Here is a 26,476-nt window from a genome sequence, read left to right as displayed (position 1 = left end):
GAAAACTGCGCCGACCCTGCCACCTTGGTTCGGAAAGATCGATTGCCTCGGCGCCGCCGAAACAAACATAATGGATTGCCTTGTCCAGCGCTTGCGCCGCGCAGTGAAGTCTGGCATTTTGGCGCGCTTTAATAGGACAGGATTGCTGTCCCATTTGTAAACTGCGACACGACGCTGCGTGGCATGCGTCGCGCAGCCATGCAAGCTTCCGGGAACGGAACTTGCTAGAGGAATTCCGGGGCCGGCGCGTCTGCGCAGCATCCGGCGGAGGGGGAAGGCCGGCATGCGGCGACACGCGTCGCGACCGGACGATTCACGCGAGAACGAGCGAGGGCATCGAGATGCCGATGGCGAAGAGCGAGACAGAAATGCGGCTGGCTGAAGCGGCGTCGGTCCGCGCGACCAAAAGCACGGTCGCTCGCGCCGATATCGCTCCGCCGAGCATGCCGCGCGCGCCCGGAAAGCAGGGACTTTACGACCCGCGCAACGAGCACGATGCCTGCGGCGTCGGCTTCATCGCCAATCTGAAGAACGAGAAGTCGCACCGCATCGTCCGGAGCGGGCTCGAGATCGTGCAGAACCTCACCCATCGCGGCGCCGTCGGCGCAGATCCGCTGATGGGCGACGGCGCGGGCATGCTCGTGCAGATTCCGCATCGCTTCTTCTCCGAGGAAGCGGAACGCCTCGGCTTCGCGCTTGGCGAGCCCGGCACCTATGCCGTCGGCTTCCTGTTCCTGCCGCAGGACCCCGAAGTGCGCGCCGGAATGGCGAAGCTGGTCGAGGAAGTCGTGCATGAGGAGGGTCAGGTCCTGCTCGGCTGGCGCGACGTGCCGGTCGACAACTCCTCGCTGTCCAAGGCGCCCGACATCGCGGCGACCGAGCCGTTCCACCGCCAGGTCTTCATCGGCCGCGGCAAGCTGATCGAGAGCGAGGCCGAATTCGAGCGGCGGCTGTTCATCATCCGCAAGGTGATCTCCAACCGCATCTACTCGGCCTATTCCGGCCTCGACAACGATTTCTACGTCGTGTCGCTGTCGGCGCGGACCATTGTCTACAAGGGCATGTTCCTCGCCTATCAGCTCGGCGACTACTATCTCGACTTCCACGACGAACGCTTCGAGAGCGCGCTCGCGCTCGTGCATCAGCGTTTCTCGACCAACACCTTCCCGTCCTGGCGCCTCGCCCATCCCTACCGGATGGTGGCGCATAACGGCGAGATCAACACCGTCCGCGGCAACGTCAACTGGATGGCGGCGCGGCAGGCCTCGGTCGACAGCGAGCTCTACGGCAACGACATCTCGAAGCTGTGGCCGATCTCCTATGAGGGGCAGTCGGACACCGCCTGCTTCGACAACGCGCTCGAATTCCTGGTGCAGGGCGGCTATTCGCTGCCGCATGCCGCGATGATGCTCATCCCCGAGGCCTGGGCGGGCAACCCGCTCATGGACGAAGAGCGGCGTGCCTTCTACGAATACCATGCCGCCCTGATGGAGCCGTGGGACGGGCCGGCCGCGGTCGCCTTCACCGACGGCATCCGCATCGGCGCGACGCTCGACCGCAACGGCCTCAGGCCCGCGCGCTATCTGGTGACCGAGGACGGCGACGTCGTCCTTTCCTCGGAAGCCGGCGTTCTGCCGATTCCCGAAGAGAAGATCATCACCAAGTGGCGGCTGCAGCCCGGCAAGATGCTGCTGATCGATCTCGAGGAAGGCCGCATCGTCTCCGACGAGGAGATCAAGCACCAGCTCGCCTCGAAGCTGCCCTATCAGGCCTGGCTCTCGCGCACCCAGATCGTGCTCGAAGACCTGCCGCCTGTGCCGCCGCGCGCCCCGCGCACGGATGTGAGCCTGCTCGACCGCCAGCAGGCCTTCGGCTACACGACCGAGGATCTTCGCCTTCTGATGGCGCCGATGGCGACCACCGGCCAGGAAGCGGTCGGCTCGATGGGCACGGATACGCCGATCTCTGTCCTCTCGGACAAGTCGAAGCTGCTCTACACCTATTTCAAGCAGAACTTCGCGCAGGTCACCAACCCGCCGATCGACCCGATCCGTGAAGAGCTCGTCATGAGCCTCGTCTCGTTCATCGGGCCGCGGCCGAACCTCTTCGACCTGCAGGGCGCCGGCCGCCGCAAGCGGCTCGAAGTGCGCCAGCCGATCCTCGAAAACGGCGATCTCGAGAAGATCCGCGCCATCGGCGAGCTGGACGACAACCCGTTCCAGTCGAAGACGCTCGACATCACCTATGCGGCCGACAAGGGCGCCGACGGCATGGTCGACGCGCTGGAGCGGCTCTGTGAGCGCGCCGAGGCGGCCGTCCATGGCGGCTACAACATCATCATCCTCTCGGACCGCATGGTCGGCCCGGAGCGGATCCCGATTCCGGCACTGCTCGCCACAGCCGGCGTGCATCATCACCTGATCCGCAAGGGCCTCAGGACCTCGGTCGGCCTCGTCGTCGAGACCGGCGAGGCGCGCGAGGTGCATCATTTCTGCGTGCTGGCCGGCTATGGCGCCGAGGCGATCAACCCCTATCTCGCCTTCGAGACGCTGACCGACATGAAGAAGGACTTCCCCGAGGAAGTCGATTCGGAGGAGCTCGTCCACCGCTACGTCAAGTCGATCGACAAGGGCATCCTGAAGGTCATGTCCAAGATGGGCATCTCGACCTATCAGTCCTATTGCGGCGCGCAGATCTTCGACGCGATCGGGCTCTCGTCGGACTTCGTCGACCGCTACTTCTTCGGCACCGCCACCACCATCGAGGGCGTCGGCCTTGCCGAGATCGCGGCCGAGACAGTGCGGCGCCACGCCGAGGCGTTCGGCAATGTCGCTGTGCTGCGCTCGGCGCTCGACATCGGCGGCGAGTACAATTTCCGCAAGCGCGGCGAGCGGCATGCCTGGACGCCCGATTCGGTCGCGAACCTGCAGCATGCGGTCCGTGTCGGCTCGTGGTCGCGCTACGAAGACTATGCCCGCGAGATGAACGAGCAGTCGAAGGCGCTGCTCACCATTCGCGGCCTGTTCGACATCAAGCTGGCCGAGGATGTCGGCGCAGCGCCCGTCCCGCTCGACGCGGTCGAGCCCGCCGCCGAGATCGTCAAGCGTTTCGTCACCGGAGCGATGAGCTTCGGCTCGATCTCACGCGAGGCGCACACCACGCTCGCGATCGCCATGAACCGGATCGGCGGCAAGTCGAACACCGGCGAAGGCGGCGAGGAGGCGGAGCGTTTCCTGCCGCTGCCGAACGGCGACACCATGCGCTCGGCGATCAAGCAGGTCGCCTCGGGCCGCTTCGGCGTCACCACGGAATATCTCGTCAATTCCGACATGATGCAGATCAAGGTCGCGCAGGGTGCGAAGCCCGGCGAAGGCGGACAGCTGCCCGGCCACAAGGTCGACGCGACCATCGCCAAGGTCCGTCACTCGACGCCGGGCGTTGGCCTGATCTCGCCGCCGCCGCATCACGACATCTATTCGATCGAGGATCTGGCTCAGCTCATCTTCGATCTGAAGAACGTCAATCCCGCGGCTGACGTCTCGGTGAAGCTCGTCTCGGAAGTCGGCGTCGGCACTGTTGCCGCCGGCGTCGCCAAGGCGCGCGCCGACCACATCACGGTCTCGGGCTTCGAGGGCGGCACCGGCGCATCGCCGCTGACCTCGCTGAAGCATGCCGGCAGCCCCTGGGAAATCGGCCTTGCCGAGACGCAGCAGACGCTCGTCCTCAACGGGCTCCGCTCGCGTGTCGCGCTGCAGGTCGATGGCGGCTTCCGCACCGGCCGCGACGTCGTCATCGGCGCGCTGCTCGGCGCCGACGAATTCGCCTTCTCGACCGCGCCGCTGATCGCGGCCGGCTGCGTGATGATGCGCAAGTGCCATCTGAACACCTGCCCGGTCGGCATCGCGACGCAGGATCCGGTGCTCCGGAAGCGCTTCAAGGGCACGCCGGAGGATGTCATCAACTTCTTCTTCTTCGTCGCCGAGGAAGTGCGTCAGTTGATGGCCGCCATGGGCATCAGCCGCTTCGACGAGTTGATCGGCCAGTCCGACCGGCTGGAGAAGAAGCGCGCCATCGAGCATTGGAAGGCCAACGGCATCGACTTCACCAAGCTGTTCTTCAAGCCCGACGCGCCACGCGAGGCGATCCGCCACACCGAGTTGCAGAAGCACCCGATCGACGCGGTTCTCGACCGGCGCCTGATCGCGGAAGCGATGCCGGCGCTCGAAAACGGCACGCCGGTGCAGATCAGCGCCGTCATCAGGAACACCGATCGATCGGCGGGCGCGATGCTCTCCGGCGAGGTGGCGAAGCGTTATGGCGGCGATGGCCTGCCCGACGACACGATCGCCGTGACGCTGACCGGCACCGCCGGCCAGAGCTTCGGCGCATTCCTGGCGCGCGGCGTCTCGATCGACCTCATCGGCGAAGGCAACGACTATGTCGGCAAGGGCCTTTCGGGCGGCCGCCTGGTCGTGCGTCCGGCGCCGGAAAGCCGCGTCGTGCCCGAACAGTCGATCATCGTCGGCAACACGGTGCTCTACGGCGCTACCGAGGGCGAAGCCTATTTCCGCGGTGTCGCCGGCGAGCGCTTCTCCGTGCGCAACTCGGGCGCCATCGCGGTGGTCGAGGGCTGCGGCGATCATGGCTGCGAATACATGACGGGCGGTATCGTGGTCGTCATCGGCCAGACCGGGCGCAACTTCGCGGCCGGCATGTCCGGCGGCATCGCCTATGTGCTCGACGAGGACGACAGCTTCGCGGCGCGCTGCAACCTGTCGATGGTCGAGATCCAGCCTGTCCAGGAAGAGGACGACCTGCTCGAGAAGCTGCACCATCATGGCGGCGACATCGAGCACAAGGGCAGGATCGATATCTCGTCGAACATGAACCGCTTCGATGACGAGCGGCTGCACCGCCTGATCTCGCAGCATCTGCACTATACGGGCTCCGAGCGCGCCCGGACGATCCTCGACAACTGGGCCGCCTATCGGCCGAAGTTCAGGAAGGTCATGCCGGTCGAATATCGGCGCGCACTCATCGAAATGGAACGCGCCCGCTATGGCGTGGCGGCCGAGTAGGGGACGGGCATGGGAAAGGTTACAGGCTTCCTCGAGATCGACCGCCAGGACCAGAAGTACCAGCCGGCTTCAGACCGGATCCGGCACTTCCGGGAATTCACCCTGCGGCTCACCGATCACGAGGTGAAGCAGCAGGCGGCGCGCTGCATGGACTGCGGCATCCCTTATTGCCACGGCGATACGGGCTGTCCGGTGCACAACCAGATTCCGGACTGGAATGACCTCGTCTATTCCAGCGACTGGCAGGAAGCTTCGCGCAACCTGCATTCGACCAACAACTTCCCGGAGTTCACCGGTCGCATCTGCCCCGCGCCCTGCGAGGAAGCCTGCACGCTGAACCTCGAGAACGTGCCGGTTGCGATCAAGTCGGTCGAGCAGACCATCGCCGACAAGGGCTGGGAAAACGGCTGGATCAAGCCGGAAGTCCCCACCGTCAAGACGGGCAAGAAGGTCGCCGTGGTCGGTTCGGGCCCGGCCGGCCTTGCGGCCGCGCAGCAGCTCGCCCGCGCCGGCCATGACGTCCATGTCTATGAGCGCGAGCCGAAGGCCGGCGGCCTGCTCCGCTACGGCATTCCGGACTTCAAGATGGAGAAGCACCTCATCGATCGGCGCGTCGCGCAGATCGAGGCCGAGGGCGCGACCTTCCATTATGGCGTCGATATCGGCCGCACGCTGCCAGTCGACGAACTGATCGCCGGCCATGACGCGGTGCTGCTCACCGCCGGCGCCGAGGATCCGCGCGATCCGAAGCTGCCGGGCGTCGAGCTCGAGGGCGTGCACTACGCGATGCCCTTCCTCGTCCAGCAGAACCGCCGGGTCGGGCGCGAAGAGGTCACGGAAGAGCCGATCATCGCCACCGGCCGGCGCATCGTCGTCATCGGCGGCGGCGACACGGCATCCGATTGCGTCGGCACGGCCTTCCGCCAGGGCGCGCTGGCCGTGACGCAGCTCGATATCCGCCCGATGCCGCCGCTGCGCGAGGACAAGCTGAATGTCTGGCCGTACTGGCCGACCAAGTTCCGCACCTCCTCCTCGCAGGCCGAAGGCGCCGAGCGCGAATTCGCGTGTGCCACGCTTCGTGTCGTGGGCAAGAACGGCAAGGTCACAGGCGTCGAATGCGCCCGGGTCGATGAGAAGCGCCGGCCGATCGAAGGCACGGAGTTCATCATCCGCGCCGATCTCGTCTTCGTCGCGATCGGCTTTGCCGGCCCGAAGAAAGAAGGCCTCGTCGCCGAACTCGGCCCCGAGCTCGACCGCCGCGGCAATGTGAAGGCCGATACCGAGCGCTACGCGACCTCCGTCGACAAGGTCTATGTCGCCGGTGACATGCGTCGCGGCCAGTCGCTGGTCGTCTGGGCGATCCGCGAAGGCCGCCAGGCCGCCCATGCCATCGACAAGGATCTGATGGGCGCGACCAGCCTCGCCTGGTAACCGCGGACGAGCGATCCCGGCCAATTACCCCTCCCCCGCTATCGCGGGAGAGGGAGACGCCCGGCGGAAACGGATGACACCGCGCCTGGAAAAGCTCTAGACTCCACCGATCGGTTCACGCCATCGGGGAACGGCGATCATCCGCTTGATCCGCGCCATCGCTTTTCTTCTCGCCAGTCGCGGCCTCGCGCTGACGGCGGTGCTGGCGGCGGGGTTCCTGCTCGTCGTCGCGGCGACAGGTCATGCGCAGCAGGCGGACAACGTCCTCGACGCCGGCACAGTCGGCGCCTTGCAAGCCTTTGCGCCGGCTGGCTTTGTCGGCTCCAAGGCCTGCGCAGGCTGCCACGAGGCGGAGTTTGCCGCCTGGAAGACCTCCGATCACGCCAAGGCGATGATGGTCGCGACGCCGGCAACGGTCGCCGGCGATTTTGGCAATTTCACCATCGAGCATCTCGGTTCGAAGGCGCGTTTCTACCGCGACGGCGACCGCTTCATGGTCGAGACCGACGGCCGGGATGGCAGGACACAGAACTTCGCCGTCAGCCACACCTTCGGCGTCTATCCGCTGCAGCAATATCTCGTCACGTTTCCGGATGGCCGCTTGCAGGCGCTGCCCTTCGCCTGGGACACGAGGCCAAAGGCCGAGGGCGGTCAGCGCTGGTTCCACCTCTACCAGAACCAGCCGATGCCGGCCTCGGACCCGTTGCACTGGACGCGGGGGCAGCAGAACTGGAACTTCATGTGCGCCGAATGCCATTCGACCGCGCTGAAGAAGGGTTATGACGCGCCGGCGAACACCTTCCACACCACCTATTCCGAAATCAGCGTCGGCTGCGAGAGCTGCCATGGCGCCGGCGCGGCTCATGTCGCCTGGGCGCGTTCGGGCGCCGACAAGACCACACCGAACCAGGGCTTTGCCAGTGTCGCAGCTGTTCGCCCGCCCGCCGACTGGACGCCGGATCCGAAGACGGGCAGCCCGGCGCATGGCGTCTCCCGGCCAGCCGGCGACGTGGTCGAGACCTGCGCACGATGCCATTCGCGCCGCGGCACGCTCTCGGAAGACTGGCATCCCGGCCGGCCGCTCTCCGACACCCATATGGAATCCCTGCTCGCCGCCGGCCTCTTCGAGGATGACGGCCAGATGAAGGACGAGGTCTTCAACGACCAGTCGTTCAAGCAGAGCCTGATGTTTGCCCGCGGCGTCACCTGCAACGACTGCCACGATCCGCATAGTGACCAACTGAAGGCCGAGGGGTCGGCGATTTGCAGCCAGTGCCACATGCCGGAAAGACTCGCGACGCGCGAACACACCGGCCACGCGCCGGGCCCGACAGCGCCGAACTGCATTTCCTGCCATATGCCGGCGCGCACCTATATGGTCGTCGACCGTCGCCACGATCATTCGTTCCGCATCCCGCGCCCCGACCTCTCAGTGGCCTTTGGGACGCCGAACGCCTGTAACGATTGCCATGCCGACAAGACGGCGCAATGGGCGGTCGACGCCGTGACGCGCTGGCATGGGCCGGACCGCAAGGGCCACCAGACCTGGACCGAAGCCTTCCATCGCAGCCGATCCGGCGATCCCGCGGCGCGCGCCCTTCTCATCGAACTCGCGGGGCAGCCGGTGGTCCCCGCGATCGCTCGGGCGACGGCCATTTCGGAACTGCAGCACTTCCCCTCGTCGGCCACGGCAGCCGCGACACTATCGGCACTGGCCGATCCCGATCCTCTGGTGCGGGCCGCCGCGCTCCGCAATCTTGGTGACGCGCCCCTTGAGGCGCGCTGGCGCCTCGGCAGTCCTCTTCTTGCCGATCCCAGCCTCTCCGTGCGCATCGAGGCTGCATCATTGCTCGCCGATCAGCCGCTCGACGGGCTTTCACCTGACGATCGGGCGCGCGCCGAAGCCGCCTTCAAAGACTATGAGATGACGCAGCGGCTGAACGCCGATCGGCCAGACGGGCGTGCCAATCTGGCGACGTTCCTGATGCGGCGTGGGCAGCCGGATGCCGCGCAGACGGAGCTTCTCGCCGGCCTCAAGCTTGAGCCGGCTGCCGCGCCGCTTTCGGTCAACCTTGCAGATCTCTACCGCGCCGAGGGCCGGGAGGCGGATGCCGAGCGAGTCCTCCGCGAAGCGATCACGGTGTCGCCGGACAGTGCCGCGCCGCATTTCGCGCTCGGCCTCGGCCTCATCCGCCAGAAGCGCTATCCCGAAGCCGTGGCCGAGCTGGAACGCGCGACGCGGCTGGAGCCGAGCGACGCGCACTACGCCTATGTCTACGCCGTCGCGCTGCAGTCCACCGGCCAGGCGGACGCTGCCAAGGCCGAAATCGGCATGGCGCTGGCACGGCTGCCTTACGACGCTGAATTGCTCCGTTTCGCGCTCAATAATGCGCTCAAGGCACGAGACGCCGCGCTGGCAGCGCCGCTTGCCAGGACCCTTTCGGCGGTATCGCCCGACGACGCCAATCTCGCCCGTCTTGTGCAGCAGCTGCAGCAACCGTGATATCGCTGATCGCGCCGCTGCGCCCCATGGCAGGCAAAGAGCCCGGTCACTTGACTGGGGCGTCGCCGCCGCCAGCGGCCGCAACCGGCAGGATGATGACGCCGTCGACGACGCTGCCGGTGACAGGCTCCGTGCTCGGCCGCGGCGCCTTCCAAGTAAAGTCATCGGCGCGGCCCGGCGGTGCCGGCGCTGCGACCCCCTCGACCGTCAGTTTGTAGACGGGGTCGGCCGCATTGGTCGGTTCAACCGCCGGAGCGGCCCCGGCAAGGGCCGTATCGGCAGCAGCCGGCGGCGGATCAGTGAGCGAGACGACGGGGCCGACGGTGCGCGGCTTGCCATCGGCGCCAATCTCGATCGTCTCGTTCGGGTTGAGCAGCGCGGCGGTCCCGGCTGCAGCGCCGCTGCCAGCCGAATCGAGTTCCCGCTCGACATAGAAGGCGAGCTTGCGGCGGCCGGATTTGGTGAAATTGATGCCATCGCCGGAGCGCAGTTGCCGCACCTGGCCATCCATGTCCGGGCCGCGCGAGACAAACTTCCCGTCCTCATCGGCAAAGCCATCCCAGATATCGACAAAGCGCATGCCCGCCGCCTCGGCCTTTTCCTTGAACACCGTATTGATGAAAGCCATGTCGGCCGAGCCATCGGTGGACCGCAAAGGAGGCTCGCCAACCCAGAACACCGGCTTGCCGGCAGCTTTCAGCGCAGTGACGAACCGCTCGACCCGCGCCGCATAGGCAGCGTCCCAGCCATCCGACCGCACGGCAAGATTGCCGTCCCCCGTGCGGATCGGCTGCCGGTCATTGATGCCGATCATCACGACGATCGCATCCGGCCTCGTTTCGGCGAGGAGGTCGGGCAGGCTTGCCGTCCAGTCGTAGTGATCATCGCGCACGAGGCCGGACGAGCCATCAGTGTTATCGAGGACGGCAAGCTTTGGATCGTCGGCAAAGGCCTGGTCGAGCCCCCAGGCAAGGCCGCCGGCCACGAAGTCTCCAATGACCAGGACCTTGCGCGCGTCGGCATCCTTTGGCTCGATATCGGCAACAGGAAACACGGGCTCAGCCGGCGCGGCGGTCGTCGCCTGCTTCTTGCGCTGCTGGGACGGAGCTGCGCGCCCGGACTGGCCTGATCTCGGCTGGCCCGGGATGGCGCCGGGCGGCGGCGCCACCTCGCGATCGCCGCCGAACAGCCGCTCGAAGAAGCCGCCGCGCGTCTGTGCAAACGCATCGCCCGCCGGGAGGGCGAAGGCAACGAGCAGGAGAAGGGCAAGACGAACGAGGCTCTGGCGCATCGGGCATCCTTCCGCCGCCATTGCGGCCGAATGGCGAAGGGCGCCGCGACGCCCCCGCCATGTTCGCCAATGCTAGACCATTTCAGCGCCGGGTTGAATTGCGAAGCCTCGCCTCCCCTCGCCGCTCTGCGTTGGCGGCCTATCCGCCGCGCAATTGCTGCAAGAGGCCGGTCGAGGCGTAGCCGTCCGGAACCTGGCCGACCCGGCGCTGGTAGGAGCGGATCGCCTCGCGGGTACCGGCACCGAACTTGCCGTCGAGCGCGCCGCCATAGAAGCCATGCCGGGCAAGCAGCGACTGCACCTCGACGCGCTCATCGCTGGTGAGCGGCCGCACGCCGCGCGGCCATCCGGCGACGAATTCGCCCGAGCCCACCAGCCGATCAGCGAGATGGCCGACCGCGAGCGCATAGGCGTCGGCATTGTTGTAGCGCTTGATGACGCGGAAATTCGGCAGCAGCAGGAAAGCTGGCCCGTTCGCTCCGGCAGGGGCATAGAGCCGCGCCACCTCGTCGCTCGCCGGGAACGAACGGCCGGCGACGCGCTGGACACCGATCTTGCGCCAGGCCGAAAGCGGCGCGCTCTTGCCGGCATCCGCCAGCCGCCAGTCGATTCCGCGCGGCAGCACGACCTCGTAACCCCAGGTCTCGCCCCTCCGCCAGCCCATCTTGGAGAGATAGTTTGCCGTCGAAGCAAGCGCGTCGACCTCGGAGTTCCAGATATCCCGCCGTCCGTCGCCGTCGAAATCCACCGCATAGGCTTGATAGGTAGTCGGGATGAACTGCGTGTGGCCCATGGCGCCTGCCCAGGAGCCGGTCATGCCGCGTGCGCCGATATCGCCGCGCTGCAGGATTTTCAACGCCGCGATCAGCTGCGTGCGGCCATATTTGGCGCGGCTACCGCCCTGATAGGCGAGCGTCGCTAGCGAGCGGATCGTCCCCTTGACGATCTTCTCGTTCTGAAGCACCGCGCCATAGGATGACTCCATCCCCCAGATCGCGACCACGACGGACCGATCGACACCATAGGTCGCCTCGATGCTGGCGAGCTGGCGGCCATACTGGCGAAGTGCGGCCTTGCCATTCTCCATCCGCTTCTGCGAAACCGCGCCGTCGAGATAGTCCCAGAGCGGCTTCACGAACTCCGCCTGGTTACTAGCCTTGGCGAGAACGTCAGGGTCGGGCGTGAAATTGCCGAGCGCGTTCATGTAGACGGCGCGCGAGATGCCGGCCTTCTGCGCCGTCGGCCAGAACTGCGCCACCCAGCGCTGGCCCGCGGCATCCGCGAAGGCCGCGGGCACCGCGAAAGCGATGAGCACAAGGCCGAGCATGACGATCCCGGCAAGGCGCGCGAGGGCATTGGCAGGCGTCAGTCCGGTCCGGATCGGCATCGTCTTCTCCCAGTCGGTGCCGCCGCTTAGGCAACGGCACTAGTCCACGTTATTGCGGCGCGAAAGCGCCTCCTCCCAGGCCAGCGCAGTGCTGACGCAGGTGTCGAGATCGTCATGCTGCGGCGTCCAGCCAAGCGTGGCGCGCGCCACCGACGCATTGGCGACCACCGCCGGCACATCGCCGGCCCGGCGCGGCCCTTCGACCACGGTGAAATCGACGCCGGAGACACGGCGCACGGATTCGATCACCTCACGCACCGAAAAGCCCCGGCTGTAGCCGCAATTGGCGATGAGACTGGCACCGCCGCTCCTGAGATAGGCGAGCGCATCGGCATGGGCGTTGGCGAGGTCGCTGACATGGATATAGTCGCGCACACAGGTGCCATCGGGCGTGTCGTAATCCGTGCCGAGGATCTCGATCTTCGGCCGCTTGCCGAGCGCGGTTTCGCAGGCGACCTTGATGAGATGCGTGGCGCCCTTGGTCGATTGCCCGGTGCGGCCCTTCGGATCGGCGCCGGCAACGTTGAAATAGCGCAGCGCGACATAGCGGAAGTCATGCGCGCGCGACGCGTCGTCGAGCATCCACTCCGTCATCAGCTTGGAACGGCCATAGGGCGAGAGCGGGGCAGTCGCCGCACTCTCGACCACCGGCTCCGTGCCGGCATCGCCATAGACGGCGGCGGTCGAGGAAAAGATGAAGTTCTTGATGCCGCATTTGATCGCGGTTGCGATCAGGGTGCGCGATTTGACGGTGTTGTTGAGATAGTAGCCGAGCGGATCGGCGACCGATTCAGGCACCACGATCGACCCGGCGAAATGAATGACGGCGTCGATGTCGTTGTCGAGAATGAGCTGCTCGACCAACGCTTCGTCGCCGATATCGCCGACGACCAGCTTGGCCTCCGGCGCCACCGCCCAGGCAAAGCCCGTCGAAAGCCGATCGAGCACGACAACGCGCTCGCCGGCATCGACGAGCCGCCACACCATGTGGCTGCCGATATAGCCAGCGCCGCCTGTGACCAGAACCGTCATATGATCCTCATGCAATGTTCATCATTAATAGGGGGTAAAGGAAGGTCCGCGCCGCCGGTTGGATTGTCGTGCATCCTCCGGTTTTCGTTAGCGTTGTTCTTAGGATTGGGGCGATACTGTCCCCAGCAATTTTCGACCGAGAGGTGTTTATGAGCGCTCCCATTCGCAAGGCCGTGTTCCCCGTGGCGGGCCTCGGTACGCGTTTCCTGCCGGCCACGAAGGCCATGCCGAAGGAAATGCTGACCGTCGTCGACCGCCCGCTCATCCAATATGCGGTGGATGAGGCACGCGAGGCCGGCATCGAGCATTTCATCTTCGTCACCGGCCGCAACAAGGCGGTGATCGAGGACCATTTTGACGTTCAGTATGAACTTGAGGCGACACTGTCCGGAAGAGGCAAAAGCGAGGCCCTAGCGCTGCTTGCCAAGGATCTGCCGAAGCCCGGCTCGACCAGCTTTACCCGTCAGCAGGTGCCGCTCGGCCTCGGCCACGCCGTGTGGTGCGCGCGCGAGCTGGTGGGCAACGAGCCTTTCGCCGTCCTCCTGCCCGACATGGTGATGAAGGGCGAGCCGAGCTGCCTGCGCCAGATGGTCGAGGCCTATAACGAGACCGGCGGCAATGTGCTCGCGGTCAGCGAATGCGATCCGGCAGAGACGAACCAGTACGGCGTCGTCGGCATCGGCGCGGAGCTGACCAACGCGGCTTTCCGCATCAATGCGATGGTCGAGAAGCCGAAGCCGGAAGTCGCGCCGTCCAATCTCTACATCAACGGCCGCTATATCCTGCAGCCGCAGATCTTCGACCTCCTGTCGAAGCAGGAAAAGGGCGCCGGCAACGAGATCCAGCTCACCGACGCCATGCTGAGGCTGATGGAGAAGCAGTATTTCTACGGCTGCCGCTTCGACGGCGAGGTCTATGACTGCGGCAACAAGGTCGGCTTCCTGGCCGCCAATGTCGCCTTCGCCCTGTCCCGCCCCGACATCGCCGAGGAGTTCCGTCCCGAGATCGAGCGCCTGATGGGTCCGAAGGCCTGAGGCGTCGGCCGCCCGGCCCATGATGTTTACGCGCGGCTCCGCTTCGAACAACAAGCGGGGCCGCCGGCCTCTCAGAGACGGCCGATCCTGCGGCGGACCTTTTCCAGATAGCGTGCCCGACTTTCGGCGCTGACCGTATCCATCCGGTAGAGCGCCATATAGGTGGTGCGGCAGAGCGGGTGGCAGAGCGTGCGGATGCCGCGCAGCAGCGTTCGCTTGCCCGGCTCGCCGACCCATTTCGAGAGCCACCAGGTCGCCCCGCAGCTGGTCACCGCGACGATCGACCGGATATGCCGCATATTGGGTCGGATGCCTTCTGTCTCCGTCGGCATGAGGAAGGCAACATGCGGCACCCAGACGCGGTCGAGCCAACCCTTCAGGATCGCCGGCACCCCGTACCACCAGGTCGGGTAGACGAAGACCAGCATCTCGCACCATTTGATATGCTCGAGCTGGTCGGCGACCGGAATCTCGTTCACGCCGGCATCGTGATAGTGCCGGCGCTCATCCGCGCTCATGACCGGATTGAAGCCGATCGCGTTGAGATCGACGAGGCGGACTTCATGTCCGCCTGCCGTCAGCGCTTCGACGACGGTGTCGCGCAGTGCCGCGCCGAAACTTTCCGGAACCGGATGGGCGTAGACGACCAGCGCACGCATCAGAACCGCTCCATCTCCGCCGTGACCTTGGCGAGGAAAGCCGATCGGGTAGCATCGGTCGAGCGGTTCATGTCGTAATGGGCGAGATAGCCGACCGGCGCCATCGGCTTGATCTGCGCGCGGAGCACCCGTTTGACGATCTTCCGTGGCGGATCGCCGACGCCGAGCGCCCGCCACCGCGCACCGCCATAGGTAACGACCGCCGTCAGCTTGGTGATGTGATGAAGGTTCGGCTTCACCTTGCCGTTTTCCATCCGGAATGAGACCCCCGGCAGGAAGACGCGATCGAAGAAGCCCTTGAGGATCGCCGGCAGGCCGAAATTCCAGACGGGATGGACGAAGACCAGCGCCTCGGCCGCCAGCAGGCGCTGGACATAGGGCTCGACATTGACCCGGTTGGCCGGGATGTCGTGGTAATGCAGCCGCTCCTCGCGCGAGAGGACAGGATTGAAGCCCTCGGCATAGAGATCGCAATCATCGACCTCGTGGCCGGCCTTCTTCAACGCGGCAACGACCGTCCGATGCAAGGCCGCCTGAAAACTGGTCTCGACCGGATGGGCGAAGACGACGAGGACGCGCATTGGAACTGCTTCCTGTCAGGACGCGGCCTTGAGGCCGGGGAAGAGATAGGTCTTCTGCGCCGCGAAATCGAAGCTTGGATCCTCGAAGGCGATCATCTTGCCGGGATTGAGCAGGCCCTTCGGATCGGCCTCGTGCTTGAAGGCCAGCTGGATCGCGTCAGTCTGCTTCATGCCGCCCTCCTCCAGCGTGTAGCGATGCGGATTGAACACCGGGCAGCCATTGGCCTCATGCAGGCGAACGATCTCGTCGAGCCGGGCCTCGGTTGAATAGCGCAGCATCGGCAGACCCATCGGCGTGATCTTGCCGTCGAAGCGGACGAATTCGAGATGACCCGGCACCTCGTCGCCGAGCAGCGCCGTCATGCGCGCGATCTTCTCGATATGATCCGGCGGCGCATACATCGTCTGCAGATACGTAATCGCCGGATCGACGCGGAGCGCCCGCAGCGTCGTGTGGTTCCAGGCGAGCTCGAAATTCGGCGGAATGCCCTTCAAGTCGTCGGCCGTGTCCGAGCGGAAGATCACCTCGCCCTTCTCGCGTTCGGTGAGCGCCAGGAAGGCGTCGAGCGACTGCGGCGCCACCATCAGGATCGCGAGAGACTGGCCCTTCCGAATGAACTTCTGGTGGCGCAGGAAATAGGTCTCGGGCACGGGCGCCGCGACCGTGGCGATCTCTTTCAGCAGCAGCCCGTCGGAATTGCCGAGCAGATCGGCATAGCGGACGCTGTCCATGTAGTCGTCGAAGCCGACCAGGACGTCGACCCAGTCATAGGCCGCGGTCAGCGGCATCTCGACTTCGGTGATGATGCCGTTGGTGCCATAGGCGTGCATCACCTTGTGCAGTTCCCAGCCGCTGAGCTCGAGCACGCGCGGCGCGGCCTCCATGGTGACGACGCGCAGGCGAATGACATTGCCGAGATCGCGGAGGCCGCCCCATCGGATCGAGCCGACGCCGCCCGAGCCGCCGGCGATGAAGCCGCCGATGGTCGCGGTATTCGCCGTCGAGGGATGCAGTCGCAGTTCCTGGCCGGAATGGGCGCGCGCCTCGCGATCGAGCTGCGCCATGATGACGCCGGGCTCGGCGATGACGCGGCCGGGCAGGATCGCCTTGACCTTGTTCATGGCCGCGAGATTGAGGATCAGGCCGCCCGAAAGCGGCATCGCCTGGCCGTAATTGCCGGTGCCGGCGCCGCGCGGCGTGACAGGCACGTCGTGCTTGAAGGCGGCGGCGAGGATGCGGATCACCTCGGCCTCGTCATTCGGCGTCGCGACGAGATCGCCCGTCACATCGTCGAGCTGACCCTTTAAAACCGGCGAGTACCAGAAGAAGTCGCGGCTCTTCTGCTTCACCAGCGCCGGATTGTCCTCAAGCGCGATACCGTCAAGGTCTCGCTTGAGCGCCTCGATGTCGAAGGAGAAGGTGCGGGCCACGGTCAGCCTCCAAAGAGAGCGTCGAGTTCACGATAATCGGGCAGCGTGCGGTCGATCGCCTTGCCGGCGCGCAATACGGTGCGGTCGGACTGTGGACGCGACAGGAATTCGGTCCAGGTCCGCGCGCGGAAGAGCACGAGATCGGCAGTGCCACCGACCGCGATGCGTCCGACATCGGGGCGCCGCAGGATATCGGCGGGCGTCGTCGTGACGACATGGGGTGCGTCGTAGAGCGGGTGATCAAGCTGGAGGATGCGCACAGCCTCGCGCAGAACCTCGACAGCGTCGAGGTCGCCATAGGCATAGAAGGGATCGCGCGTGTTGTCGGAGGCCACGGCCACCTTGATGCCTCGCGCGCGCATCTCATGCAGGAGCGTGACGCCGCGCCAGCGCGGCGTGCGGCCGGGACTGCGATCCTGCAGATACATGTTGCACATCGGCAGGGAGACGATCGCAAGGCCGGCTTCCGCGACGAGGTCCATCGTCCGGTCCGCCTCGCTCTCCCCCTGCCTTGCCAGCGAGCAGCAATGACCGACGGTCACCTGGCCTTCGAAGCCGATCCTCAGCGCGGCTTCCGCAATGGCGCGGAGCGAGCGTGCGTTCGGATCGGCGGTCTCGTCGACATGCAGGTCGATGTCGAGACCGCGCTCGGACGCTTGAAAGAACAGCCGGTCGAGCGCGGTCTCGAGCGCCGGGATCATGAAGGTAACACCGCCGATGATGCCGCCGGCGGCCGTGACCGTGTCGAAAAGCTGCGCCGCAAATGTGTCGTTGAGGAAATTGTCGATCGGCGTCAGCGCAACGCCTTGCAGGTCGATACGGCCCGCCCAGGCCTCGCGCGCGTCCATGAAGGCCGGCCAGGAGGCCGGAAACTGCGGCTGCACGGAATCGATATGCGTCCGGATGAGCCGGGTTCCATGCGCGTAGGCGGATTTCAGCGAGAATTCCATGCGGGCGCGAACATCGGCCGTCGTCCAGTAAGCGTCTCGATCGAGCTCGACCGCGGCGAGAGCGCCGGCGAATGTCCCGTCGGGATTGGAATTACGCGGCAGGATATGGCCCTTGTCGAGATGCGTATGCATGTCGACGAATGCCGGCCAGACCTGGCCGTGATCGAGATCGAAGGAGGGCAGGCCGTCAATGCTGCCTGCACTGGCGATCGCGGCGATGCGCCCGTCCTCGATGACGAGATCGACGCGCGAGAGCCCCTCGCCGGCGTCGATGCCATCATCGCCGACCAAGGTTGCGGCTGGCACGGTGGCGTTGGAGAGCACATAGCGCCCGGCGTCGGGCAGGTTGGCAAAGCCGAAGGTCACGTCAGTTCTCCCTGCGGATGGCGCTTTCGTGCCAGCGCCGCAGCAGCAGATGCGAGAGGAGGCTCGTCGCCCCGAAGATCGCGACGCCGGTGGCGCACAAAAGGATCAGGGCAGCGAACAGGCGGGGGATGTTGAGGCGGTATTGCGATTCGAGCAGGCGGAACGCGAGGCCCGAGCCAGCGCCGGCCGAACCGGCGGCAAACTCCGCGACGACGGCCGCGATCAGCGCGAGGCCGCCCGCGATGCGAAGCCCTGTCAGGAAATAAGGCAGGGCCGCCGGAAGCTTCAGGAGAAACAGCGTCTGCCAGCGGGAGGCGCCATAGAGCTCGTAGAGATTGAGCAGATTGTGGTCCGTGCTCTTGAGGCCCTGCGTCGTGTTGGAGAGCACCGGGAAGAAGGCGACGATCCAGGCGCAGATCAGCAGCGCCTGCTGCGTCGTCGAGGTGTAGATCAGGATCAACGGCGCGATGGCGATGATCGGCGTCACCTGCAGGATGACCATATAGGGCGACAGCGCGATCTCGACCCAGCGCGATGAGGCGAACAGGATCGCGATCAGGACGCCGCCGACCAGCGCGATCGCAAGCGCCTCGAAGGTGATGGTCAGCGTCACCAGGAGCGCCGGCCCGAGCACGCCCCAGTCCCTGACCATCGCCTGCGCGACGAGATCGGGTCCCGGCAGGATGTAGTGCGGCACATTGTAGGCCTTGACGTACCAGGCCCAGAGCGCAATCAGCCCGCCGAGCATGACGAGCGGAATGATGACCCTCAGGATACGTTCATGAGGGGGAGGCCCGCTCTCGGCCTGCGTCTGCGGCTCGCCGGTCTCGCTGGCAACCACGCTTTGCTGCAGCTCGGTCATAGATGATCATTGGCGCCGAGCGCCGAATGGAGGGATTGCGAGGTTCGCCGTGTCAGTTCGCTGTATTCGGGCGATGTGCGGAAGGCGAGGTCACGCGGCGATGGCGCCACGACGGCGATCTCGTCGATGACGCGGCCGGGCCGCGGCGCCATCACCACGATCCGCGTCGACAGATAGACGGATTCGAACACCGAATGCGTCACGAACACCACGGTCCAGCCGAACTGTGCCCAAAGGCGCAGCAGATCGTCATTCAGCTTCTGCCGCGTGATCTCATCGAGCGCTGCGAACGGCTCGTCCATCAGCAGAACGCGCGGCCGCGTCACCAGCGCGCGGGCGATCGACACGCGCATCTTCATGCCGCCGGACAGCTCGCGCGGATAGGCGTCGGCGAAGCTCGCGAGCCCGACCATGTCGAGCGCTTCCATGACCCGCGCCCGCGCCGCCTGCTTCGAGATGCCGGCAAGGCGCAGCGGCAGCCAGACATTCTTGAACACCGTGGCCCAGGGCATCAGGGTCGGCTCCTGGAACACGAAGCCGATCTCGCGCTCAACCTTGCCGGCCGCGTCATGCGCCATGGTCGGCCAGTCGACACGGCCCGTGGTCGCTTCGCCGAGCCCGGCGATGATCCGAAGCGCCGTCGACTTGCCGCAGCCCGAAGGGCCGAGCAGGCTGACGAACTCGCCCTCGCCGATCGAGAGCGACATGTCCTTCAGCGCGACGGTTCCATTCGAGAACGTCTTCGAGACATGTTCGAGCCGGACGATCGGCCGGCCGGGCACCGCCTGCGGCGCGATACTGATTGCTGAGGACACGGGCATCTTCGCTTGGAAACGGGGAAAGGCAGCCGGCGCGTAAGCGAGCCGGCTGCCCGGGCGGAACGGCTTATTTCTTGAGGTCCTTGCCGACGCCCTTGCAGACGAACTGGGTGTCGTAGGACTTGGTGATGTCGATATCCGCCTTCACGACGCCGGCCTTCACCATCTTGTCGTAGAACGACTTGATGTGATCGGCGGTCATGCAGCCGATGCCGTTCTCGATCGCCTCGCCGGAATCGACGATGCCATAGTCCTTCATCGTCTTGATCGAAAAGGCGATCTGGTCGTCGGTCATCTCGGGATTGTCGGCCTTGATCGCGTCGTTGGCAGCCTTGTTGTTACCGTAGAGATAATTGTACCAGCCGACGATCGACGCCTCGACGAAGCGTTTCACGACGTCAGGATTGGCGGCCAGATAATCCTGGGTCGTCTCGATCATGGTCGAATAGGTGTCGAACCCGCTGTCCGCCAGGAGGAACAGCTTCGGCTTGAAACCGCCCTGGCGTTCGATCTCGAACGGCTCGGAGGTGATGTAGCCCTGCTGCGCCGAATTCTTGTCGGCGAGGAACGGCGCCGGATTGAAGGTGTAGGGCTTGTACTGCTCGTCCTTGAAGCCCGGAAAAGCCGACTTCATCCACTGGAAATAGGACGAGAAACCGTCCTTGCCCATGAAGATGGTCGGCAGCTTGGCGAGGTCCTCGAACGTATCGATCCCGATATCGGGATGCGCGATCAGGACTTGCGGCTCCTTCTGGAAGATCGCCGCGACCTCGACCAGCGGCACGCCCTGCTCGACGGAGGAGAATGGCTCCAGCAGATTGCCGGCCATGTAGAAATTGGCCTTGCCGGCGAGAAGCAGCGCCCGGTTCGCAGCCTGCGGACCACCCTGCAGGATCTTCACCTTGAGCCCGTATTTCTCATAGGTGCCGTCGGCGACAGCCTGATAGAAGCCGCCATGCTCGGCCTGGGCGAGCCAGTTGGTGCCGAAACTGACTTCGTCGAGTGCAAACGCCTGGCCCGCCGCGACGAGCGCCGCCAGCCCGGCCAATGCGCCTGCAACGCCGTTCTTGAACGATCTCATGCTCTCAGCCTTCCCTCTTCCCCGCGGCGTCCGACCGGCGCCGACAAACTCACCGACCACTCCGATAAACGATCTGCGCGTCCGATGGGGGACGGCCGGCGCAATGCCAAATTCCTCGCAAGAGGCATGCCATCGCGGAGCACCAGCCGGAAGCCTTCGCTTCCCCGATGGTGCCTTCAGCGATCCTAAGGCAGGATTGTTGCACAGCATAGCGGCATATCGCCTGTCGGGGGCCGCTCCTCGGCGGCTCTGCCCAATCGCTGTGCGAAAGTCGACTTGCGGGCCTCGGTGTTGCGACGCAAGCTGGCGCGAGCGCAAAAGGAGCCTTGGTTGAACACACCCCTGACCCCGCCCTCGATTCGGCCACCCTTCGGCCGCTATCATCACGGCGTTGCCGTTCCCTCCGGCAGCCGCTTCATCTTCACCTCCGGCCAACTCGGCGTGCGTCCCGACGACAGCGTGCCGGAGACCATCGAGGAACAGGCGGAAATCTGCTTCGAGGCGATCCGGGCCATTCTCGCGGAGGGCGGCATGGACCTTAACGATATCGTCCGTCTCTCGGCTTTCGTCACGCGGCGCGAGGACATGCGCCGCTATATGAGCGTCCGCGACCGCTATGTGAGTCATCCGCCGCCCGCCTCGACGCTCTATATCGTCTCGGGCTTCACGCGGCCGGAATTTCTGGTCGAGATCGAGGCGGTCGCGGCGCGGGCGGATTGATCCCCGCCATGACGAGGGTGGCGAAGGCCAGCGCCGCCGTCGTCTGATGCCGCTCTCTGTGACGCAGCATCGAAAAGGCCCGTGGCGGCAAGGCGCAATCGACTCTCACAAGCCGTCCCGCAGCAATCATGGCGGACGCCACCGCTTCGGAGACGACGGCGGCCGATGGCGCCGACGCCACGGCAGCGAGCACGGCCTCATTGGAGGGAAGCTCCAGCGCTACGTCGAGATCCTCGACGGCAAGGCCGGCGGCGGCAAGCGCCTCGGCGAAGGACGAGCGTGTGCCGGAGCCGCTCTCGCGCAGCACCCATCGCGTCTCACCGAGCGCTGAAATCGGCACGGGCGCCCCGTCGCTCCAGGGATGACCGGGCGGCACCACGATGATCAGCCGGTCTGCAGCGACTTCGCGGATGGACAGCAGCGGCGAGGCGATCCGCCCTTCGACGAAGCCAAGCTCGGCCTCGCCGCCGATAACGGCTTCCGCCACCGTCTCGGTATTGCCGATCACGAGGCTGAGTTCGACGCCGGGATGCGCCGCGCGAAAAGCGACCATGAACGGCGGCAGGAAGTGACTGGCGATGGTCTGGCTGGCCTGCAGAGCCAGCCTTCCGCGCTTCAGCCCGCCGAGATCGGAGATCAACGCCTCGGCCGCCCCGACGCGGGCGAGGACGGCCCGCGCCTCCGGCAGGAACAGCCGCCCCGCATCGCTGAGTTCGATCCGCCGGCCGACACGGTCGAACAACTGGACGCCATAGGAGCTTTCGAGCGCGCGGATCGATGCGCTGACCGCCGAAGGCGTCAGGTGCAGCGCTTCGGCCGCGCGTGTCAGGTGTTCGCGCTCGGCGACGGCGAGAAAGATCCGCAATTGTTCGAAGGTCATGCCGGCCTCCATTCGATTTTAGCGAATGATAAGTACGAAATTTCGCGATGGATTGCACGAAATCCATATGGCATCACCGTGCCCGTCACCGGCCGCATCAAGCCTGCCGGCCAGGACGAAACCGCGGAACACTGCGGCGTGGAGTATGACGATGATCGAGCGCTCCCTTTTCACGGCCATGAATGCCACACCTTTGCCCGGCGCGCTTCGGGCCGATGCTGGACTTTGGCGCGTTCGCCATTTCACGCCCAACTGGTTCGCCGTGACGATGGGCACCGGCGGGCTCGCGCTGGCGCTCAACCAGTTCCCTCTTGATATTCCCGGCCTTGCCGAGATCGGCCGCGCGCTCTGGCTGGCCAACATCGCGCTCTTCGTCCTCTTTTCAGGCATGTATGCAGCGCGTTGGCTGCTCTACTTCGACGAGGCGAAGCGGATTTTCCGCCATCCGGTGATGTCGATGTTCCTCGGCGCGATCCCCATGGGCCTCGCCACGATCATCAACGGCTTTCTCGCCTTCGGCATCCCGCTCTGGGGCCAGGCTGCGATCGATATCGCGGCGGCACTCTGGTGGATCGATATCGCCCTCGCGCTCGCCTGTGGCACGGTGATCCCGTTCCTGATGTTCACGCAGCAACAGCACAGCCTCGACCGCATGACGGCCGTCTGGCTGCTGCCGATCGTCGCCGCGGAGGTCGCGGCCGCAAGCGGCGGCTTGCTGGTGCCGCATCTCGCGCCCGCGGAGGGCTTCACGGTCGAGATCATCAGCTACGCGCTCTGGGCCTATTCGGTGCTGCCGGCGCTCGGGATCCTCGTGCTTCTGCTGCTGCGCCTGGTGCTGCATCGGCTGCCACCCAGCGACATGGCAGCCTCCTGCTGGCTGGCGCTCGGGCCGCTTGGAACCGGCGCACTCGCACTCGTCCTTCTCGGCAACAACGCGCCGACGCTGTTCGCCGCAAGGGGCCTCGCATCCGTCGGCGACGTTGCCTTCGGTGCCGGTATTCTCGGCGCGGTGGTGCTCTGGGGCTATGGCGTCTGGTGGCTGGTGCTCGCCATCTTGAAGACGGCACAATATGTCCGCGAGGGCTTCCCGTTCAATCTCGGCTGGTGGGCGCTGACCTTCCCCGTCGCCGTCTATGCGCTGGCGACGCTGGCCCTCGCGCGGGCGACCGGCTTCGGCCTGTTCGCCGTGGTCGGCGGTGTCCTGGTGGTGGCGCTCGCGATCCTCTGGACGATCGTTGCGATCCGCACGGCGCGCGGCGCATGGGAAGGCCGGCTGTTCGTCTCGCCCTGCCTCGATGCCGCCTATGACGGCAAGCCGACGCTTCTCGCGGCCTGACATCCGCATCATGTTGCGTCGCAGCAGCCGGCATGATCGTATCAGCCGGAACGATTTGCGACGGGGAGCGACCGGACGATGGGCGACAGGGTGTGGATCAAGGATCCGATCGCGGTGCTGGCTGATGGTGCCGAGCGCGGCGTGGTCGTCGAGGACGGCAAGATCGCCGAGCTCGTCGGCAAGGGCGCCGAACCCGTTCATCCTGTGCACACGGTTTTCGACGCCGCGCGCCATGTCGTGACGCCCGGCCTCATCAACACCCATCACCACATGTTCCAGACGCTGACGCGCGCACACCCGGCCGCGATCAACAAGGAACTGTTCCCCTGGCTGCAGGCGCTCTTCCCGATCTGGGCCAAGAACGTCAATCCGGAGAATTTCCGCCTCGCGACGCGCCTGGCGCTGACCGAACTGATGATGTCCGGCTGCACGACGGCCTCCGACCATCAGTATCTCTATCCGCCGGGTCTCGACGAGGCGATGGACATCCAGGCCGAAGAGGCCGGCAAGCTCGGCATCCGTATGACGCTGACGCGCGGCTCGCTGAACCTGACCGAGGAAGAAGGCGGCAATGCCAATTCCGGCGCCGTGCAGGACACCGACACGATCCTCGCCGATTGCGAGCGGGTCATCGGCCGCTATCACGACGCCTCGGAAGGCGCCATGCTGCAGGTGGCGCTCGCGCCCTGCGCACCTTTCAACGTCACCAAGCGACTGATGGTCGAAACCGCCGCGCTCGCCGAGCGCTGCAACTGCCACATGCACACCCATCTCGCCGAGACACGCGACGAGATCGATTACTGCATGGCGCATTTCGGCTATCGGCCCGTCGACTATCTCGAGGAAGTCGGCTGGATGAATGACCGGGTCTGGCTGGCCCACGGCATCCATTTCAACGACGACGAAGTCGCGCGCCTCGGCAAGGCTGGCGTCGGCGTCTCGCATTGCCCGACCTCGAACATGGTGCTCGCTTCCGGCCAGTGCCGGACCAAGGAGCTGGAGGCGGCCGGCTCGCCTGTCGGCCTTGGCGTCGACGGCTCGGCCTCGAACGACAATTCCAATCTCATCGAGGCTGTGCGCCACGCGCTGATGATTGGCCGCCTGACCTACAATGCCGAGAGCGTCACCCATCTCGATGCCTTCCGCTGGGGCACATCCGGCTCCGCCGCCTGTCTCGGCCGCAAGGACATCGGCACGATCGCCGTCGGCAAGCAGGCCGACATGTCGTTCTACACGCTCGACGAACTGCGCTTCTCCGGCGCCGGCGATCCGCTCGCCGCGCTCGTGCTCTGCGGCGCCTACAAGGCTGATCGCGTCATGGTCAAGGGCGGCTGGAAGATCGAGGGCGGCGCGCCTGTCGGCGTCGACCTTGCCGAACTGCGCTATGAGCATGGCCGCGTCGCCAAGGCGTTTCTCGAAAGCGTCTGAGCGGTTTCTGACCTCGGGGGGTGAGGGCCTTCCTCGCCCATCCGCACGCACTCGCGATCCCCGCCAGCACATCGCCAGCGATCTTGGCGCACATATGGCCTTGCCCGCAGGCGCGGCGCATTGTCTCGTGGATGCGGGCTGGCGGCGGGGCGGATATGAGCGAACATCTCTGGATCAAGGACCCGATCGCGACGCTCGCAGAAGGCGCCGAGCGTGGCGTCGTCGTGGCGGATGGGCGGATCACCGAGCTGGTGCCGAAGGGCGCCGAGCCGATCCATCCGGTGCACCGCGTGTTCGACGCCAGCCGCCATGTCGTGACACCCGGCCTCATCAACACGCATCACCATATGTTCCAGACGATGACGCGGGCGCACCCGCTCGCAATCAACAAGTCGCTCTGGCCCTGGATCGCCTCGATCTATCCGGTCTGGACGAAGCACGTGAACGCGGAGAATTTCCGCCTCGCGGCGCGGCTTTCGATGACCGAACTGATGATGTCGGGCTGCACGACGGCCTCCGACCATCACTACCTCTTCCCGCGCGGCCTTGAGCACGCGATGGATATCGAGGCCGAGGAAGCGGCGGCGATCGGCATGCGCATGACGCTGACGCGCGGCGCACTCGACCTGACCGGCGGCGAGGACAGCCAGGCGATTGCGCCTGATGGCGCCGTACAGGATGACGACGTCATCCTCGCCGATTGCGAACGCGTCATCGCCCGCTATCACGATGCCTCGGACGGCGCCATGACGCGCGTCGCCCTCGCCCCCAATGCGCCCTTCGACGTCACCAAGCGGCTGATGCGCGAGACGGCGGTGCTCGCCGAGAAGCATGACTGCCGCCTGCACACGCATCTCGTCGAAACGGCGCGCGAGGCCGCCTTTGCGCGCGAGACACATGGCATGACCGCCGCGGACTATCTCGAAGAGGTCGGTTGGCTCAATGACCGCGTCTGGCTGGCGCATGGCATCTATTTCGACGATGCCGAGGTCGAGAAGCTCGGTCGTCACCGCGTCGGCGTCTGCCACTGCCCGACCTCCAACATGGTGCTATCCTCCGGCATCTGCCGCACCAAGGAACTGGAAGCGGCGGGCAGCCCCATCGGCCTCGGCGTCGACGGCTCTGCCTCGAACGACAATTCCAACCTGATGGAAGCGGTTCGCCACGCGCTGATGATCGGGCGCCTCCGCTACGACGCCGAAACGGTCACGCATCGCGACGCCCTGCGCTGGGCGACCGAAGGCTCCGCCCGCTGTCTCGGCCGTGACGATATCGGCGCCATCGCGGTCGGCAAGCAGGCCGACCTCGCCTTCTGGTCGCTGGACGAACTCCGCTTCTCAGGCGCCGGCGATCCGATCGCCGCCCTCGTGCTCTGCGGCGCCCATGCGGCCGATCGCGTCATGGTCAAGGGCGAATGGCGGATCGAGGATGGCGCGCCGGTTGGCGTCGATCTCGCGAAGCTCCGCCACGAGCATCATGCGGCCTCGCGGGCGTTCCTGGAGGCGCTGTGAGTACGGCTCCGCTTCCTGTCATTGCCGGGCTTGACCCGGCAATCCAGACTTTCTTTCGTCGCGTCCTCCCCGGTCCGGCGAAGGCTGGATTGCCGGG

Annotated in this window: 19 protein-coding genes; 8 read left to right on the top strand and 11 right to left on the bottom strand. The window is 65.8% G+C overall.

All coding sequences use genetic code 11. The features are described from left to right. Nucleotides 1-341 precede the first annotated feature (341 nt). From gltB to LB518_RS20960, 3 genes are all read left to right on the top strand, one after another. Nucleotides 342-5,078, top strand: coding sequence for a glutamate synthase large subunit (gene gltB / locus LB518_RS20970; protein WP_502845861.1), 4,737 nt, complete (start codon nt 342-344; stop codon nt 5,076-5,078). Nucleotides 5,079-5,087: 9 nt separating this feature from the next. Beyond that, the gene (locus tag LB518_RS20965; protein ID WP_224579770.1) at nt 5,088-6,509 is read left to right on the top strand and encodes a glutamate synthase subunit beta; all 1,422 of its coding nucleotides are present in this window, start codon (nt 5,088-5,090) and stop codon (nt 6,507-6,509) included. A gap of 145 nt (nt 6,510-6,654) precedes the next feature. Beyond that, complete coding sequence (locus LB518_RS20960; protein ID WP_224579769.1) at nt 6,655-9,012, top strand: tetratricopeptide repeat protein; 2,358 nt, start codon at nt 6,655-6,657, stop codon at nt 9,010-9,012. Between the two features lie 46 nt (nt 9,013-9,058). Here the strand turns inward: LB518_RS20960 and LB518_RS20955 are convergent, their stop codons facing one another. The 3 genes from LB518_RS20955 to galE form a co-directional block, all read right to left on the bottom strand. After that, complete coding sequence (locus tag LB518_RS20955) at nt 9,059-10,303, bottom strand: SGNH/GDSL hydrolase family protein (protein ID WP_224579768.1); 1,245 nt, start codon at nt 10,301-10,303, stop codon at nt 9,059-9,061. A gap of 139 nt (nt 10,304-10,442) precedes the next feature. Continuing rightward, complete coding sequence (locus tag LB518_RS20950) at nt 10,443-11,690, bottom strand: lytic murein transglycosylase (protein WP_224579767.1); 1,248 nt, start codon at nt 11,688-11,690, stop codon at nt 10,443-10,445. Between the two features lie 39 nt (nt 11,691-11,729). After that, the gene (gene galE / locus LB518_RS20945) at nt 11,730-12,722 is read right to left on the bottom strand and encodes a UDP-glucose 4-epimerase GalE (RefSeq protein WP_224579766.1); all 993 of its coding nucleotides are present in this window, start codon (nt 12,720-12,722) and stop codon (nt 11,730-11,732) included. A 149-nt stretch (nt 12,723-12,871) separates the two neighbouring features. Between galE and galU the strand changes: the two genes are divergently transcribed. Further along, nucleotides 12,872-13,756, top strand: coding sequence for a UTP--glucose-1-phosphate uridylyltransferase GalU (gene galU / locus LB518_RS20940; protein ID WP_224579765.1), 885 nt, complete (start codon nt 12,872-12,874; stop codon nt 13,754-13,756). A 71-nt stretch (nt 13,757-13,827) separates the two neighbouring features. Here the strand turns inward: galU and LB518_RS20935 are convergent, their stop codons facing one another. The 7 genes from LB518_RS20935 to LB518_RS20905 form a co-directional block, all read right to left on the bottom strand. Further along, on the bottom strand, nt 13,828-14,415 hold the full coding sequence (locus LB518_RS20935; RefSeq protein WP_224579764.1) for an NAD(P)H-dependent oxidoreductase: 588 nt from the start codon (nt 14,413-14,415) through the stop codon (nt 13,828-13,830). Next, the gene (locus LB518_RS20930; RefSeq protein WP_224579763.1) at nt 14,415-14,996 is read right to left on the bottom strand and encodes an NAD(P)H-dependent oxidoreductase; all 582 of its coding nucleotides are present in this window, start codon (nt 14,994-14,996) and stop codon (nt 14,415-14,417) included. The genes LB518_RS20935 and LB518_RS20930 overlap by 1 nt, the downstream gene beginning before the upstream one ends. Before the next feature lie 15 nt (nt 14,997-15,011). Then, entirely contained in the window at nt 15,012-16,427 is a 1,416-nt protein-coding gene (locus tag LB518_RS20925) for an FAD-binding oxidoreductase (RefSeq protein ID WP_224579762.1), read from the bottom strand. A 2-nt stretch (nt 16,428-16,429) separates the two neighbouring features. Next, the gene (locus LB518_RS20920; protein WP_224579761.1) at nt 16,430-17,743 is read right to left on the bottom strand and encodes a cytosine deaminase; all 1,314 of its coding nucleotides are present in this window, start codon (nt 17,741-17,743) and stop codon (nt 16,430-16,432) included. A gap of 1 nt (nt 17,744) precedes the next feature. Further along, the gene (locus tag LB518_RS20915) at nt 17,745-18,605 is read right to left on the bottom strand and encodes an ABC transporter permease (RefSeq protein ID WP_224579760.1); all 861 of its coding nucleotides are present in this window, start codon (nt 18,603-18,605) and stop codon (nt 17,745-17,747) included. Next, on the bottom strand, nt 18,602-19,426 hold the full coding sequence (locus LB518_RS20910; protein WP_224579759.1) for an ABC transporter ATP-binding protein: 825 nt from the start codon (nt 19,424-19,426) through the stop codon (nt 18,602-18,604). The genes LB518_RS20915 and LB518_RS20910 overlap by 4 nt, the downstream gene beginning before the upstream one ends. A 64-nt stretch (nt 19,427-19,490) precedes the next feature. Beyond that, nucleotides 19,491-20,504 carry an ABC transporter substrate-binding protein gene (locus LB518_RS20905; protein WP_224579758.1) on the bottom strand — a complete coding sequence of 338 codons (1,014 nt, stop codon included), beginning with the start codon at nt 20,502-20,504 and terminating at the stop codon, nt 19,491-19,493. Nucleotides 20,505-20,834: 330 nt separating this feature from the next. Between LB518_RS20905 and LB518_RS20900 the strand changes: the two genes are divergently transcribed. Then, nucleotides 20,835-21,224 carry a RidA family protein gene (locus LB518_RS20900; RefSeq protein WP_224579757.1) on the top strand — a complete coding sequence of 130 codons (390 nt, stop codon included), beginning with the start codon at nt 20,835-20,837 and terminating at the stop codon, nt 21,222-21,224. Here the strand turns inward: LB518_RS20900 and LB518_RS20895 are convergent. Further along, on the bottom strand, nt 21,169-22,104 hold the full coding sequence (locus LB518_RS20895; protein ID WP_224579756.1) for a LysR family transcriptional regulator: 936 nt from the start codon (nt 22,102-22,104) through the stop codon (nt 21,169-21,171). The genes LB518_RS20900 and LB518_RS20895 overlap by 56 nt on opposite strands. Nucleotides 22,105-22,255: 151 nt before the next feature. Here LB518_RS20895 and LB518_RS20890 point away from each other — a divergent pair, with 151 nt between their 5' ends. The 3 genes from LB518_RS20890 (at nt 22,256) to LB518_RS20880 (ending at nt 26,379) form a co-directional block, all read left to right on the top strand. Then, the gene (locus tag LB518_RS20890; protein ID WP_353619975.1) at nt 22,256-23,440 is read left to right on the top strand and encodes a TDT family transporter; all 1,185 of its coding nucleotides are present in this window, start codon (nt 22,256-22,258) and stop codon (nt 23,438-23,440) included. 78 nt (nt 23,441-23,518) lie between these two features. Then, the gene (locus LB518_RS20885) at nt 23,519-24,868 is read left to right on the top strand and encodes an 8-oxoguanine deaminase (RefSeq protein ID WP_224579755.1); all 1,350 of its coding nucleotides are present in this window, start codon (nt 23,519-23,521) and stop codon (nt 24,866-24,868) included. A gap of 155 nt (nt 24,869-25,023) precedes the next feature. Beyond that, entirely contained in the window at nt 25,024-26,379 is a 1,356-nt protein-coding gene (locus LB518_RS20880) for an 8-oxoguanine deaminase (protein ID WP_224579754.1), read from the top strand. Nucleotides 26,380-26,476: the final 97 nt, after the last annotated feature.

This window comes from Mesorhizobium sp. BR1-1-16 (assembly GCF_020165495.1).
In the GTDB taxonomy this organism is placed as follows: domain Bacteria; phylum Pseudomonadota; class Alphaproteobacteria; order Rhizobiales; family Kaistiaceae; genus Kaistia.
Note: the sequence above shows the minus strand (reverse complement) of the source record. Positions and strands in the feature narration are given on the sequence as shown.